General features: G+C 67.6%; 13 protein-coding genes. 11 read left to right on the top strand and 2 right to left on the bottom strand.

What is annotated here, in order from left to right; all coding sequences use genetic code 11:
• The 9 genes from cyoB (at nucleotide 1) to hpnK (ending at nucleotide 9,733) form a co-directional block, all read left to right on the top strand.
• On the top strand, nucleotides 1-1,983 hold the full coding sequence (cyoB, locus tag J3R73_RS08640) for a cytochrome o ubiquinol oxidase subunit I (protein ID WP_307425098.1): 1,983 nt from the start codon (nucleotides 1-3) through the stop codon (nucleotides 1,981-1,983).
• A gap of 47 nt (nucleotides 1,984-2,030) precedes the next feature.
• Nucleotides 2,031-2,621 (top strand): cytochrome (ubi)quinol oxidase subunit III, encoded by a 591-nt coding sequence (locus J3R73_RS08645; RefSeq protein ID WP_307437208.1) that lies wholly within the window; start codon nucleotides 2,031-2,033, stop codon nucleotides 2,619-2,621.
• On the top strand, nucleotides 2,618-3,016 hold the full coding sequence (gene cyoD, locus J3R73_RS08650; RefSeq protein ID WP_307425101.1) for a cytochrome o ubiquinol oxidase subunit IV: 399 nt from the start codon (nucleotides 2,618-2,620) through the stop codon (nucleotides 3,014-3,016). The genes J3R73_RS08645 and cyoD overlap by 4 nt, the downstream gene beginning before the upstream one ends.
• Before the next feature lie 213 nt (nucleotides 3,017-3,229).
• A complete protein-coding gene (locus J3R73_RS08655; protein WP_307425104.1) occupies nucleotides 3,230-3,568 on the top strand; it encodes an STAS domain-containing protein in 339 nt (112 codons plus the stop codon).
• 3 nt (nucleotides 3,569-3,571) lie between these two features.
• Entirely contained in the window at nucleotides 3,572-4,240 is a 669-nt protein-coding gene (locus J3R73_RS08660; RefSeq protein ID WP_307425107.1) for a GOLPH3/VPS74 family protein, read from the top strand.
• A gap of 589 nt (nucleotides 4,241-4,829) precedes the next feature.
• A complete protein-coding gene (locus tag J3R73_RS08665; RefSeq protein ID WP_307425109.1) occupies nucleotides 4,830-5,831 on the top strand; it encodes a lysylphosphatidylglycerol synthase domain-containing protein in 1,002 nt (333 codons plus the stop codon).
• A gap of 159 nt (nucleotides 5,832-5,990) precedes the next feature.
• The gene (gene hpnI, locus J3R73_RS08670; RefSeq protein ID WP_307425111.1) at nucleotides 5,991-7,130 is read left to right on the top strand and encodes a bacteriohopanetetrol glucosamine biosynthesis glycosyltransferase HpnI; all 1,140 of its coding nucleotides are present in this window, start codon (nucleotides 5,991-5,993) and stop codon (nucleotides 7,128-7,130) included.
• 2 nt (nucleotides 7,131-7,132) lie between these two features.
• Nucleotides 7,133-8,572, top strand: coding sequence for a hopanoid biosynthesis associated radical SAM protein HpnJ (gene hpnJ / locus J3R73_RS08675; RefSeq protein WP_307437210.1), 1,440 nt, complete (start codon nucleotides 7,133-7,135; stop codon nucleotides 8,570-8,572).
• A 306-nt stretch (nucleotides 8,573-8,878) separates the two neighbouring features.
• On the top strand, nucleotides 8,879-9,733 hold the full coding sequence (gene hpnK, locus J3R73_RS08680) for a hopanoid biosynthesis-associated protein HpnK (protein ID WP_307425114.1): 855 nt from the start codon (nucleotides 8,879-8,881) through the stop codon (nucleotides 9,731-9,733).
• Here hpnK and hpnN read toward each other — a convergent pair whose 3' ends face one another.
• Nucleotides 9,734-12,322 (bottom strand): hopanoid transporter HpnN, encoded by a 2,589-nt coding sequence (hpnN, locus tag J3R73_RS08685; protein WP_307425116.1) that lies wholly within the window; start codon nucleotides 12,320-12,322, stop codon nucleotides 9,734-9,736. It lies immediately after the preceding gene.
• A 272-nt stretch (nucleotides 12,323-12,594) separates the two neighbouring features.
• Between hpnN and ispH the strand changes: the two genes are divergently transcribed.
• Together ispH and hpnH are read left to right on the top strand one after the other, a co-directional pair.
• Entirely contained in the window at nucleotides 12,595-13,521 is a 927-nt protein-coding gene (gene ispH, locus J3R73_RS08690) for a 4-hydroxy-3-methylbut-2-enyl diphosphate reductase (protein ID WP_307425119.1), read from the top strand.
• Nucleotides 13,522-13,565: 44 nt separating this feature from the next.
• Entirely contained in the window at nucleotides 13,566-14,717 is a 1,152-nt protein-coding gene (gene hpnH / locus J3R73_RS08695; protein WP_307425121.1) for an adenosyl-hopene transferase HpnH, read from the top strand.
• Here the strand turns inward: hpnH and J3R73_RS08700 are convergent.
• Nucleotides 14,637-15,374 carry a phosphorylase family protein gene (locus J3R73_RS08700; protein ID WP_307425124.1) on the bottom strand — a complete coding sequence of 246 codons (738 nt, stop codon included), beginning with the start codon at nucleotides 15,372-15,374 and terminating at the stop codon, nucleotides 14,637-14,639. The genes hpnH and J3R73_RS08700 overlap by 81 nt on opposite strands.
• Nucleotides 15,375-15,404 lie beyond the last annotated feature (30 nt).

Below are 15,404 nucleotides of genomic sequence, written 5' to 3' on the forward strand. Positions count from 1 at the left end.
ATGCTCGGCAAGCTGAGCTGGAGCGCGATCCCGATCCACGAGCCCATCGACCTGATCGCCTCGGGGCTGATGATCCTTGCGGTTGCCGCCATCCTCGCCTGGCTGACGCTGAAGGGCCATTGGCCCTATCTGTGGCGGGAATGGCTGACCTCGGTCGATCACAAGCGCATCGGCGTGATGTATTGCGTGCTGGCGCTCGTCATGCTGCTGCGCGGCTTCACGGATGCGATCATGATGCGGACGCAGCAGGCCCTGGCGGCCGGCGGCGCGCAGGGCTATTTGCCGCCCGAGCATTTCGACCAGGTCTTCTCCGCCCACGGCACCATCATGATCTTCTTCATGGCGATGCCGTTCATGATCGGCCTGATGAATTTCGCGGTGCCGCTCCAGCTCGGCGTGCGCGACGTCGCCTTCCCGACCCTCAATTCGGTGAGCCTGTGGCTGACCGCCTCCGGCGTGCTGCTGGTCAACATGTCCCTGGTGATCGGCGAATTCGCGCGTACGGGCTGGCTCGCCTATCCGCCCTTGAGCGAGCTGCGCTTCTCGCCGGGGGTCGGTGTCGACTATTATCTGTGGGCGCTGCAGATCTCCGGGGTCGGCACGCTGCTGTCCGGCATCAACCTCGTCACCACCATCCTGAAGATGCGGGCGCCCGGCATGGGCTATATGCGCATGCCGGTGTTCTGCTGGACCTCGCTCGCCTCCAACCTCCTCATCGTCGCCGCCTTCCCGATCCTCACCGCGACCTTCGCGATGCTGCTGCTCGACCGCTATCTCGGCTTTCATTTCTTCACGGTCGACGGCGGCGGCAACCCGATGATGTATATCAACCTGATCTGGGCCTGGGGCCATCCGGAAGTCTACATCCTGATCCTGCCGGCCTTCGGCGTCTTCTCCGAGGTGATCGCGACCTTCTCCGGCAAGCCGCTGTTCGGCTATCGCTCGATGGTCGCGGCGACGATGGCGATCTGCATCCTCTCCTTCATCGTCTGGCTGCACCATTTCTTCACCATGGGGGCGGGGGCCGACGTCAACGGCTTCTTCGGCGTGATGACGATGATCATCGCGGTGCCGACGGGGGTGAAGGTGTTCAACTGGCTCTTCACCATGTATGGCGGCCGCGTGCGCTTCGGCGTGCCGATGATGTGGGCCGTGGGCTTCATGGTCACCTTCGTCATCGGCGGCATGACGGGCGTGCTGCTGGCGGTGCCGCCGGCCGACTTCGTGCTGCACAACAGCCTGTTCCTGATCGCCCATTTCCATAACGTCATCATCGGCGGCGTCGTGTTCGGCGCCTTTGCCGGCTACACCTATTGGTTCCCCAAGGCATTCGGCTTCACCCTCGACGAAAGATGGGGCAAGGCCGCCTTCTGGTGCTGGCTGGTGGGCTTCTATCTCGCCTTCATGCCGCTCTATGTGCTGGGCCTGATGGGCATGACCCGCCGCATGCAGCATTACTGGGACAGGGACTGGCAACCCTGGCTGGTCGTCGCGGCGCTGGGCGCCGTCGTCATCCTCGCCGGCATCGTCTGCATCATCGTCCAGCTCGTCGTCTCCATCCGCACCCGCGCCGAACGGCGCGACCTCACGGGCGACCCGTGGAACGGGCGGACGCTCGAATGGTCGACGCCGTCGCCGCCGCCGAGCTGGAATTTCGCCGTGCTGCCGCATGTCGAGGGCGAGGACGCCTATTGGCGCATGAAGCAGAAGGCGCAGGGTGCACGGGGGGCGCCGGGCGGAGCGATCGACTACGCGCCGATCGAGATGCCGCTGAACAGTCCGATGGGCTTCGTCACCGCCTTCTTCGCGGTCGTCACCGGCTTCGCCCTGATCTGGCACATCTGGTGGATGGTCGTGCTCGGCCTCCTCGGGGCCTTCATCACCGTGCTCGCCTTCGCCTGGCGCGACGAGGCCGAGACCGAAATCACGGCCGAGGACGTCGCCCGCCGCGACCGGGCACACCGAACGGAGATCGCCCGATGACCGCAACCGACGCGATCGCCCGTGACGGCGGCTACGGCTCCCATGGCATGCGGCCGCATTCGAGCGAGGACGGTCCTGCGCCCAAGCGCATCATCGCCGGCTACGGCTTCTGGATCTTCCTCCTCAGCGACATCGTGATGTTCTCGGCGATCTTCGCCACCTATGCCGTGCTCGCCAAGGCGACCGCCGGCGGGCCGACCGGCGCGCAGCTCTTCGACCGCACCAATGTGGCGATCGAAACCGGCTGCCTGCTGCTGTCGAGCTTCGCCTGCGGGATGATGTCGCTCGGCGTCGCCGCGCGCCATCGCCTCGCCACCTATCTCGGCGCGCTCGTCACCTTCGGGCTCGGCGTGGCGTTCCTGGCGCTGGAACTGCGGGAATTCGCCGACATGATCGCCAGGGGGGCGACGCCCGAGCGCAGCGCCTTCCTCTCGGCCTTCTTCACCCTCGTCGGCTGCCACGGGCTGCACGTCGCCATGGGCCTGCTGTGGCTCGTGGTGATGATGGCCCAGGTCGCGGCGAAGGGCTTCCGGCCGTTCGTGCTGCGGCGGCTGCTCTGCTTCGGCCTGTTCTGGCACGCGCTCGACATCATCTGGGTCGCGCTGTTCACGATCGTCTATCTGATGGGAGGCCGATGATGGAGCCGACACGGCACGACCGAGCCCCGGGCGACGAAACGATCTCCGGCGAAAGGGGCGGGGAGACGCTCTCCGGCCTGCTGACCTATATCGTCGGCCTCGCTCTGGCGACGCTGCTCACCGCGACCTCGTTCTGGGCGGCCTCGACCTCCGCGCTGTGGGCGCCGGGCGTGCCGATCGGCCTCGCCGTGCTGGCGGTCGCGCAGATGGGCGTGCACCTCGTCTTCTTCCTGCATTTGTCCACCGGGCCGGACAACACCAACAATGTGCTGGCCCTTGCCTTCGGCGTGCTCATCGTGGCGCTGGTGGTGGCCGGCTCGCTGTGGATCATGGCGAACCTCGACGCCAACATGATGCCGACGGGCGCATTGATGAACATGCAGATGCAGCATTGAGGAGAGGGCGGAAGGCGGGCCCCGGCCTCCCGGCGCCGCCCGCCCGGAGGCATGATCGGCGCCCGGGCATCGCCGAAGCGGGGCCGATATCTCCCGGGAATACCGGCCGCGCGGCTTGACAGCATCCGGCGCCCCTGCGCACACTACCCAAAGTAAGGCGGAAAAATGGCCGATATAAGATCGAGGGCCATGGCCTCGGGGTGCAGGGAAACCATGAATATCGTCAGCAGCATCGATGAGAATACAACGCACCTTCAGGTGACGGGCCGTATCGATGCATCCACCAGCCCGGCTATCGACACCGCCGTGGACGCCGCGTTCGGAGAGGGCAGGCACCGCCTGGTTTTCGATCTGCGGGAGGTGAACTACGTGTCGTCGGCCGGGCTGAGGGCCTTTGTGCGGGCCGCGAAGAAGGCGAAGTCCCTCGGGGGCGGCATCGCCATCTTCGGTCTCCAGGCGGGAGTGGCGGAGATCTTTTCCGTCGCGGGCTTCGACAAGATCATTCCGATTGCCGCCAGCGACGCCGAAGCGCGTGAAAAGCTCGGGGCCTAGAACATGACCGACATCAAATATCTCACGCTCGCGGACGAAATCGTCGTCCTGATGCTGGATGACGCCTCCGGCGAGCTCAAGTCGGAATGCGTCGCGGTTGCGCCGGTCGCCATCGTCGGCGGCATCCTGATGGAACTCGCGCTGCTCGGCCGCATCGACACGGATCTTCATTCCCTCTTCCTGGTGGATGCCACCCCGGTCGGCGACGAGCTGCTGGATTCGACCCTGGACATCATCAAGTCGGAACCCGAACAGCATCCGAGTGCCTGGTGGATCGAGCGCCTGGCCAATCGCCCGGTCGACTATGTCAACTGGATCCTCCGGCGGCTGGTGAGCGCCGGCGTGCTGCGCGAGGAGCAGCGCAAGTTCCTCTGGGTGTTCTCGCGCCGCGCCTACCCGCAGGTCTCGGGGCTGGAAGGCCGCGAGGCGAAGGCCCGGCTGACGGCGGTGCTGTACAGCGGCGAGGTGCCGGACCCGCGCGACACCCTGCTGCTCGGCCTGGCGAAGGCCACCGAGGTCCTCTACGCGATGTTCTCCAGGCAGGAAATGGCGAGCCTGTCCGATCGTATCGACGAGGTGGTCTCGCTCGAGGAGATGGGCCGCTCGGTCAGCCTGGTGTCTTCGCAGATCCGGGAGGCGATGGCCGCCGTTCTGCTGGCGGGCTATCCCTGACGGCGGGTCGGAAAAGGGCAGGCATCCGGGTGTCAGTGGCTCCGAACGCCCCACCGCGAGGAGCCGCCCGTCCCGGCGCCTGGAACTCCGCGATCCCAGCTTTTCGCAGCACGGCGGCATAGCGGCGGTCATCTCGGGAGGTACCCTCCGGCGGCATTGGCTCGGCAAATCGGCCTCCCTTCCCCCCCCTGTGGGCTTGGCATTTCCCGCGGAATTGCTTTGGGGGTTAAGGGGGGGCGGGATCATCTTGCTCGACACGAGCCTGCTGTCTCGACCCCCACCCTTCTATTTCCTCCCCACAAGGAGGAGGGAGGCGGCCAACGTTGCGCTTCAGTACCTAACATCAGCGCGTATGGGCCTTGCACCTGCGGTCGACGGCCGGCTGTTCCGGCGTTGGCGGGCGGCCGGCGGCCCGCTGGAATCGCGGCGAAGGACCGCGGCGCGCGAAAGCCGTGGCCACCGCGCTCGCTCCGTCCTATATCAGCGGCCTTCATGGACCTCCGTTCCGGACTGGCCATTCTGCCTTTCGTTTCCGCCCTCTCCAACGCTCCTGCCAACTCCCTTGCCCAGCCCTAGCGAGGATATTCCGGTGGTCCATGACGTGCGTTCCGTGACCCTGCCGAGCCTGAAACGCTTCCATCTCGCCACCCTGTTCGGCGTGGCGCTGCTGGTCGGGCTCACCCTGTACTGGGGTGCCGGCGGCGTCATGCTGGCAGTCGCGAGCGCAGGCTGGGGCGTCGCTCTCATCATTCTCGTCCGCCTTGCCCAGATCCTGTTCTCAGGCGTCGCCTGGCGCAGCGTCGTGGTGGCGCGGGTGTCGTGGTGGATCTGTCCGCTGCTGCGCTGGGTCCGCGAGGCCATCGACGTGCTGCTGCCGGTCGCGCAGGTCGGCGGCGAGATCATCGGCGCCAGGCTGCTGGCGAAATTCGGCGTGCCGGGCGCGACGGCGACGGCGAGCGTCCTCGCCGACATGCTGGTGCAGGTCTCGACGCAGCTGGTGTTCTGCCTGCTCGGCCTGCTCTTCTTCGTCCTCAAGGCCGGAGACAGCGACCTGAGCTTCTGGATGGGCTGCGGCCTCCTTCTGTTTACCGCCGGCGTGCTCGGATTTGTCGCCGCCCAGCGCGGCGGCGGCGCCGAGTGGATCGAAAAGCGCATCGTGGCGGTGGCGACGAACAGGGGCTGGCCGGTGCCGGGCGGCGTCGTCGGTCTCGCGGCCGGCCTCCAGGCCGTTCATCGCTCGCCGTCGCGGCTTCTCGTGGCCGCAGCCATTCACATGGCGATCTGGGTCTTCGGGGCGCTGGAGGTCTGGATCGGGCTGCAATTCCTCGGGCAGCCGGTCGATTTCGAGGAGGCGCTGGTGATCGAAAGCCTGTCCCACGCCGCCCGCGCCGCCCTGTTCGTCGTGCCGGGCGGCATCGGCATCCAGGAAGGCGCGATCATCGCGCTCGGTGCCGCCTACGGCCTTTCGCCGCAGGTGGCGCTGGCTGTCGGCCTGCTGAAGCGTGCGCCGGACATCGTGCTCGGCATTCTCGGCCTCATGGTCTGGCAGGGGGTCGAGGTCCGCACGGCGCGGAAGCCCGGCGGGACGTGACGGGGGCGGTCGCGATCCGATTCGCCGCCTGTCGATTTCCTGGCGAAACCGCCGAAAAGTCTGCGACATTTGGGATCATGCCCCTGGTTGTTTTCCACATGGGATCCTATTCACAAGGCTGGGGCTATCCCGGATCATGCTGCAGGGCGCGGGGCCGTCATGGGGTACGGACTTGAACTGATCTTCGCCGCGCTTGCGGCTGCGGGCTGCATCTACTGGGTCGCGGCGGCTTTTCTCGTGGCGCGTTACGGACAAGGGAGGGCGGTGGCCGCGGGCGACACGCCCCTGACCATCCTCAAACCCCTGCACGGAGCCGAGCCCGGTCTTGCCGCCAATCTGGCGTCCTTCCTCGACCAGGACTATGGCGGTCCGGTGCAGATCGTCTTCGGCGTGCAGGATCCGCTGGATCCGGCGATCGCCGTCGTCGAGGACATCGTCCGGACCCATCCGGACCATGACATCGCCCTCGTCGTCGACAGCCGGCGCTACGGCTCCAATCCGAAGGTTTCCAACCTCGTCAACATGATGTCGGCGGCGAAGGCCGACATCCTGGTGCTCGCCGACAGCGATATTCGCGTCGAGCCCGACTACCTGTCCCAGGTGGTCGCCGCTCTCGGGCGGCCGGGGGTCGGCGCGGTGACCTGCGCCTATCGTTCGGCGCCTTTCGAGGGGCCGTGGTCCGGCCTGTCCGGCCTTGCGGTCGACAGCCATTTCCTGCCCGGCGTCGTCGTCGGCATGGCATGCGGCCTGGCGGAGCCCTGTTTCGGCGCGACCATCGCCCTCCGGCGCAAGGTGCTGGAACGGATCGGCGGCTTCCAGGCTTTCGCTGACATCCTCGCTGACGACTATGCGATCGGCGACGCCGTGCGGCGGCTGGGGCTCGATGTCGCGGTGACCCCCTTCGTCGTCACGCATATGAGCAATGACGCGACGTTCGGGGAGATGATGAGCCATGAGATGCGCTGGGCCAAGACCGTGGCCGGCCTGAACCGGATCGGCTTTGCCGGCACCGGCCTGACGCATCCGGTCCCGCTCGCCATCCTGGCCCTCCTGCTGGGCGGATCATGGCACGCCGGCCTCCTCCTCGTCGCGGCCCTGGCCTGCCGATCTCTCCTGTTGTTGAGCGTGGCACGACGGTTTAGACTGTTGCAGGCTCCGTTCTGGCTGTTGCCGCTGCGCGACTGTCTGTCGTTCTACGTCTATCTGGCCAGTTTCTTTCCCAGCGGCGTCAGCTGGAGAGGCAGCCATTTCCTGGTCGAGGCGGACGGCACCATGGCCGCACGGCGTGAAAGCGAATGAATATGCGCACTTTGTTTCTTCAGGCACCTTCCTTCGACGGCTTCGACGGCGGCGCGGGCTCGCGCTACCAGGCGCGGCGCGAGATCGCCTCCTTCTGGTATCCGACCTGGCTCGCCCAGCCCGCGGCCCTGATCGAAGGCAGCAAGCTGATCGATGCGCCACCGCATCGCACCTCTCTGGCGGAGGTGACGGCCCAGGCCCGCAATTTCGACCTCGCGGTGCTGCACACCTCGACGCCGTCCTTCAAGTCGGACGTGAAGACGATCGAGGCGCTGAAGGCGGCCAATCCAAACCTCAAGGCCGGCCTGATCGGCGCCAAGGTCGCGGTCGACGCGGCCGGCAGCCTCGCGGCCGCGCCGGTGGTCGATTTCGTCGCCCGCAACGAGTTCGACTTCACCATCAAGGACGTCGCCGACGGCATGGACTGGAAGGCGATCCGCGGCCTGTCCTTCCGCGACCGGGAGGGAACGATCGTTCACAATGCCGACCGGGCGATGATCGAGCAGATGGATTCGCTGCCCTTCGTCACGCCGATCTACAAGCGCGACCTCACGATCAAGAACTACTTCGTCGGCTATCTGAAGCATCCCTACATCTCGCTCTATACGGGACGGGGTTGCAAGTCGCGCTGCACCTTCTGCCTGTGGCCGCAGACGGTGGGCGGCCACCGCTATCGCACGCGCAGCGTCGGCCATGTGCTCGAGGAGATCGCCTGGGCCCAGAAGGCGTTTCCCGAAGTGAAGGAATTCTTCTTCGACGACGACACCTTCACCGACGACCTGCCGCGCGCCATGGAGATCGCCAGGGGGCTCGGCCGGCTCGGCGTCACCTGGTCCTGCAATGCCAAGGCCAACGTGCCGCGCGAAGCGCTCAAGGTGATGCGCGACAGCGGGCTGAGGCTGCTGCTCGTCGGCTACGAGTCCGGCAACCAGCAGATCCTGCACAACATCAAGAAGGGTATGCGCATCGACGTCGCCGAGCGCTTCACCAAGGATTGCCACGAGCTCGGCGTCACCATCCACGGCACCTTCATCATGGGCCTGCCGGGGGAGAGCAAGGAGACGATCGAGGAGACGATCCGCTTCGCCAAGCGCATCAATCCGCATACCATCCAGGTCTCGCTCGCCGCGCCCTATCCCGGCACCTTCCTCTACAAGCAGGCGATCGAGGAGGGATGGCTCGACGATGCCAATGCCGAACTCGTCGACGAGCACGGCGTGCAGATCGCGCCGCTGCATTATCCGGGCCTGAGCCATGCGGAGATCTTCGATTCCGTGGAGACCTTCTACCGGCAGTTCTATTTCCGCGCCGGCAAGATCGCCTCGATCGTCGGCGAAATGGTCCGCAGCCCCGAGATGATGAAGCGCCGGCTGCGCGAGGGCGTGGAATTCTTCCATTTCCTGCGCGAACGGCAGGACGCGGCCCACAAGGCGGCATCCTGAATGTCTATCAGCGCGAAGATAGGACGGTCAGCCGCCTTCTCCCGAATGGGAGAAGGTCCCGGCAGGGGGATGAGGGTCTAAACTTCAACCCTGGCGCCTCGCTAATTGCGCTTGAATCGTCGGACGTGAGACCCTCATCCGGCGCTTCGCGCCACCTTCTCCCACTCGGGAGAAGAAGAAATTGCGCCATTTCCTGCAAATCCTGTGCCCACGGGCGAGGCGTCGGTTCTCGCGGGAGACCAGGGTCCGTTCGGTGACGACCCCTACTTTTCCGAGGCCCAGGCCTCCTCAGCCCGGACCACCCCCATGCCCGCTTCCTCCCGCCCGGCCCTGATCGTCACCGCCGATGATTTCGGCCTGGCGCATGAGGTGAACGAGGCGGTCGAAGCCGCTCATCGCAGCGGTATCCTCACGGCGGCGAGCCTGATGGTCGGCGCGGCGGGGGCCGGAGAGGCGGTCGCGATCGCCCGGCGCCTGCCCTCGCTCAGGGTCGGCCTCCACCTCGTCCTGCTCGAAGACAGGCCGGTGCTGGCGCCCTCCGCCGTTCCGGATCTCGTCGATGCGCAGGGCCTGTTCCGCCGCGACCTCGTGCGGACCGGCGCCGGCATGTTCCTGAGGCCGAGCGTGCGGCGGCAGCTGGCCGCCGAGATCGCGGCCCAGTTCGAGGCGTTCCGGGCGACGGGCCTGCCGCTCGACCACGTCAATGCCCACAAGCACTACCACCTGCATCCGACCGTTGCCGCGCTCGTCCTCGCCATCGGTCCGCGATACGGCATGCGCGCCCTCCGCGTGCCGCTGGAGCCGGCGGCGGTGATCCGCGCCATCGACGGCGGCGGGGGAGGGGGAACGGCGGCGGTGATGGCGCCGTGGAGCCGCCTCCTCGGCTACCGGGCCCGGCGCCGCGGGCTGATCGTGCCGGAACGGGTCTTCGGGCTCGCCTGGACCGGCGCGATGACGGGCGAGCGCATCCGCGCCCTCGTCCCGAGGGCCGGGCCGCAGGTCACCGAGATCTACACCCATCCGGCGACGTCCGGCGGCTTCCCCGGCGCCGCCCCCGGCTATCGCTACGCCGAGGAGCTCGCCGGGCTGACGGCGCCGGAAACCCGCCTGCTCGCCGCCGGCGCGGGCCTGCGCCTGTGCGGCTTCGCCGATCTCGCCTGACTATTCGGGGGCCTCCGCCTTGCGCGGGGGGCCCATCAGGATCGGCTGGAACAGCACCGCTGCGGCGAGCGTGCAGGCGAGCGACAAGGCGAGCAGCTCGCCCATGCTGGACGTGCCGGGATGATGCGAGAACCACAGGCTTCCGAAGGCGGCGGCGGTGGTGGCGGCGCTGAAGAGGACCGCCCTCGTCAGGCTCGACGCCAGGAGGTTGCGTTCGCCCGAGCGCCAGGCCATGACGAAATAGACCTTGAAGGCGACGCCGACCCCGAGCAGCAGCGGCAGGGCGATGATGTTGGCGAAGTTGAGCGGCAGGTCGAGCAGCACCGTCAGCTCCAGCGTCACTACGCCGGCCAGCAGCAGGGGGATCAACGTGAGCAGCACGTCGGTGATGCGCTTCAGCACGAGGATGAGCAGGACGGTGATGCTGGCCAGCGCCAGGGCGCCCGCCTGCAGGAAGGCGCGCACCACGGTCTCGCTCGCGTCCTGGATCGTCACCGGATAGCCCGTCGCATCCGGCGCGACCGCACGCACCGCAGTGGCGAACTGGCGCAGCACCGCATTGTCGTTGGAATCGCCGCGCGCGAACACCTCCACCGCGGCGCCTCCGTCCGGCGTGGTCCAGTCGCCCCGCAGGTCGGCCGGGAGATCGTCCAGCGTCACGGGCGAAGCCTCAAGGCTCTCCTTCAACTGGGCGAGCATGGCCGGAAAGGTCGCGAACAGGGCCGTCTGGGCGCGCCCACGGGTTTCCGGCGGCGCATCGGCCAGCCGCTTGAGGGCGCCGGCGAGCCCGGCGAGCCGCAGGTCGTGATCGGTGCGCGCGATGCCGTCGAAGGCCTGGGCGGCCTGCCGGAGGGAGGCGACGACCTCCTCGTCCGAAGGGGGCGCCACCGCCGGCCTCGCCGCCAGCACTGGCGCCAGCGCCGCCTTGGCGGTGGCGATGGCGGCAAGCTTCTCAGCCTGGTGGTCCGGGATGAAGGAGGCGAGCGTCAGCGTTCTTCCGACCTCGGGCAGGCGGTCGAGCGCCTGGGCCGTGTCCTGCGCGCTCTGCAGCGAGGGCCGCAGGATATGGATCGTCGCCGGGCTGGTGTCGGGGGCCTTGGTCAGGTCGATGAAGGTCGAGACGGATTCCACCGCCGCGCTGCGCAGATGGATCGGATTGAAATCGAACCGGACATGCCAGAGCAGGGGAAGGCCGGCTGCCACCACCAGCAGCGTGACGATCAGGATCGGATAGCGATGGCGTGCGGTGAAGCGGTCGACCGGAGCCAGGAAGAGGAAGCCGACGGGCTCGCGCTCGCCCGCCGGCTTGAGAAGGCGGATCAGGGCGGGCAGCACCGTGATGCTGGTGATGAAGGCCACGATCATGCCGCTGCCGGCGATGAGCCCGAGCTCGGACAGCCCGCGATAGGATGTCGGCAGGAAGGAGTAGAAGCCGGCGGCGACCGCGACGGCAGCCAAAGCGAGGGGCCGCCCGGCCTTCAGCGCCGTCTGCTGCAGCGCGGCCGCCAGGTCGTCCTCCCGGTGGCGCTGCTCACGATAGCGCACGCTGAACTGGATGCCGAAATCGACGCCGAGCCCGACGAAGAGCACGGCGAAGGCGACGGAGATCAGGTTGAAGGCGCCGACCATCAGCAGGCCGAGCGCGGCGGTGGCCGCGAGGCCGACGAAGAGGCTGATCACCACGGCGAGGATGATCCGCCCCGACCGCAGCGCGAGCCAGAGGATGACGAGCACGGCCAGCATGGTGAGGGCGCCGTTCAGCCCGGCTCCTTCCGCCAGGGTGCCGAACTCCTCGTCCGCCATCGGCACGTCGCCCGTCAGCCGCACGGTGACGCCGTTCGCGGGCGTGAGGCCGAGTTCCCTGGCCGCGCTCCGGATCGCGTCGGCGGCGAGGTGCCCGGGCTGGAGATCGCCGAAGTCGAGGACGGGCCGCACGAGGAGCAGGCGGCGCGTGCTGCGCGTCTCGCCGCCGCTGTCGACCATGCCGTTCCAGGCGAAGGAGGCGGGGCGGCCGGCGAGCACGTCCTCCAGGGTCGCCGCGATGGCCGCCAGCGGGCGCGGGTCGAGGGCGTCGGGCGAGATCTGGCCGGCCGCCAGGCCGCCGCCGATGCCCGCCAGCATCTGGCCGAGGCCGCGCAGGCTGGGATCCGCGGCCAGGGGCGCCAGGAAGGCCTGCGCGCGCATGAGCGTGGCGACCACGCGGTTCACCTTCTCCTGCGGCAGGAAGAGCAGTCCGTTGCGCACGAAGAAGGCGCCGCCGCCGGTTTGGCGGACGACCCGGATCGCCTTCGGCGCCTCGGCGAGCCGTTTCGCCAGCGCCGCCGCGGCGGCGTCGGCCTGGTCCGCCGTCCGGGCGTCGACCACGACGACGTCGTCGGCGATCAGGTTCGGAAAGGCGGCATTGAACGCCGCCTCGTGGCGGCGCCATTCGACGTTGGGCGAGATCAGGTCGCCGGAATTGGTGTTGATCTCGAAATGGGTGGCCGTGTAGCCGGCGGCGGCAAGAAAGACGAGGAGAGCCAAGGCCAGGGTAGCGAAGGCATGCCGGATGCAGGCCTGGACGACGCGAAGAACGAAGGCTTCCACCATTTCTATTCGTTTCTCCCAGGATTGGATCGGGAATTGGGCCAGCTCGGGAGCTGCAGGGGCCGCCGACGAGCGCGGCGCGACCATATTGTATTGACTCGCTGCTTCATATGGACCCACAAGGGGGGAGCGGATCGCGCCATGTCAAGCGCGGCGACCGGACCGTCGCCTGGGGAGACCCCAGCAGGCGCCCCCGGAGCCTCGGCAATTTGGTTGGACTGTCGGACGCGCAATTGCTAGTTTGATATATAGATTTGGATGGTAGGCTGTTGTCGATGAAGGTCATTCTCGCTATGCCTCGCGGGTTCTGCGCCGGTGTCATCCGCGCGATCGAAATCGTCGAACTCGCTCTCGAGAGATATGGCGCTCCGGTCTATGTCAGGCATGAAATCGTCCACAACCGCCATGTCGTCGAGAGTCTCGAGGCAAAGGGCGCCCGGTTCGTCGAGAATCTCGACGACATTCCGCCGGGCGCGATAACGATCTTCAGCGCGCATGGCGTGGCCCAAGTCGTCGAGGACGAAGCACGCGGGCGCGGCCTGCCGGTGCTGGACGCGACCTGCCCGCTCGTCGCCAAGGTGCACAACCAGGGCCGGCGTTATGCCGCACAGGGGCGCGTCGTCATTCTCATCGGGCATGCCGGCCATCCGGAAGTCGTCGGCACCATGGGCCGCATGTCCGGCGAGGTGCATCTGGTGCAGACCGTGGCCGACGTCGCGGCGCTTCCGCTCGCGCTCGATACCCCGCTCGCCTATGTGACGCAGACGACGTTGAGCATCGACGACACCCGTGCCATCATCGTCGCGCTCGAGCGGCGCTTCAGCAACGTCACCGGGCCGGATACGCGCGACATCTGCTATGCCACGCAGAACAGGCAATGGGCGGTGCGCGAACTCGCCAAGAGCGCCGACGTGATCCTGGTGGTGGGGTCGAGCAACAGCTCCAATTCGAACCGGCTGCGCGAGATCGGCGAGGAATGCGGCATTCCCAGCTACCTCATCGCCGACGAGAGCAAGCTCGACCGGGAATGGATCCGCAACGCCCGCAGCGTCGGCCTGACGGCGGGCGCCTCGGCTCCCGAAGTGCTGATCGAGCGCGTCATCGACCGCCTGGCCGAATGGCGCGATATCGACGTCTCCACCCTCGCCGGCCGGGAAGAGCGCATCCAGTTCCGCCTGCCCGCCGAGCTGGTCGAAGGCTGATGGTTTCAAATCCGATATTTTTGAACATTGAAGGATGACGCTGCGTGGGCATACCCCTCAATCAGATGGCGCGCATCGGCGCCTACATCCTGAAGAACGAGATCCTGCGCACCAAGCGTTATCCGCTGGTGCTGATGCTCGAGCCGCTCTTCCGCTGCAATCTCGCCTGTGCGGGCTGCGGCAAGATCGATTATCCCGCGCCGATCCTCAACCAGCGCCTGTCCGTCGCCGAATGCCTGGGCGCCGCGGATGAATGTCCGGCGCCCGTGGTGGTGATCGCCGGCGGCGAGCCCCTGCTGCACCGCGAATTGCCCGAGATCGTCGAGAAGCTGCTCGCGAAGGGCAAGTTCGTCACCGTCTGCACCAATGCGCTGCTGATGGAGAAGAAGCTCGGCCAGTACAAGCCGCACAAGAACTTCAACTGGTCGGTGCATCTGGACGGCGACAAGCCGATGCACGACAAGTCTGTCTGCCAGACCGGCGTCTACGACAAGGCGGTGGCGGCGATCAAGGCCGGCAAGGCCGCTGGCTTCCGGGTCAACATCAACTGCACCCTGTTCAACGACGCCCAGCCGGACAATGTGGCGGCCTTCCTCGACACCATGAAGCCGCTCGGCGTCGACGGCATCACCATCTCCCCTGGCTATGCCTATGAGCGGGCGCCCGACCAGCAGCACTTCCTGAACCGCAAGGCGACCAAGACGCTGTTCCGCGAGATCTTCAAGCGCGGCCGCAACGGCCGGAACTGGGAGTTCTTCCAGTCCGGGCTTTTCCTCGACTTCCTGGCCGGCAACCAGACCTATCACTGCACGCCCTGGGGCAACCCGACGCGCACCGTGTTCGGCTGGCAGAAGCCGTGCTACCTGCTCGGCGAAGGCTATGCCAAGACCTTCAAGGAGCTGATGGAAGACACCAACTGGGATTCCTACGGCACCGGCAACTACGAGAAATGCGCCGACTGCATGGTGCATAGCGGCTTCGAGGCGACGGCGGTGAAGGACGCCTTCAAGCATCCCCTGAAGATGCTGAGCGTTGCCCTCAAGGGACCGCGCACCGACGGGCCGATGGCGCCGGAAATCCCGCTCGACCGCCAGCGTCCGCCTGAATTTACCTTCTCACGGCATGTCGAGCACAAGCTTGAGGAGATCCGGACACGCAAGGCCGAGGCCGAGCTGCCGGCGGACGCGGCGGAGTGAGGCGAAGGCCTTGCCGGTCTCGCGCGCGACACGGATGAGCGCCGGGATCTGACCGGGATCGGCGGCGACGGCCGCGAGTATGCGCCCGATGTCGGGCCGGCCGTCCGGCCGCAGGGGAATGAGTGCCGCCGCCGGCAGGGTCCGCTCCGCCGCGTCGGCGACGACGCGGATGGCGACGAAGGGCAGGCCGTGCGCCTGCGCCATTTCGGCGACGACATGCGATTCCATATCGACGGCCGCCGCGCCGGTCGAGGCCTGGAGGCCTTGCCGGGCCTGCGGCGTGCCGATGGCATGGTCGCTCCCGACGATGCCCGCGGCGACCATGCCGGGACAGCGCGCCGTCAGCGCCGCCAGCCAGGCGGCATCGGCGGTCCAGCGGCCGCCCGCGCCGGCGACCCAGCGGGCGAGAACCGCCGTTCCGGGCCGAAGCCCGGCATCGAGTCCGCCGGCAATGCCGAAGCTGGCGAGGCCGGCGACGCCGCCCGCGGCGAGCGCCTCGGCCAGCCGTGCCTTCAGCAGCGCCGCCTGTCCGCCGCCGCAGACCGTTTTCACGCGCGGGTCCTGCGCGATGCGCGCTTCCGCCTGCAGGCCGACGACGGCGAGCACGCAGGGCGGCGGAGGCGAGGCGGTGGACGGCATGGCTTCGCTCTTCCTCATGGCCATCCCGCCGACGCGCTGCGCCGCCGG

It is taken from the genome of Labrys monachus (genome assembly GCF_030814655.1).
GTDB lineage: Bacteria > Pseudomonadota > Alphaproteobacteria > Rhizobiales > Labraceae > Labrys > Labrys monacha.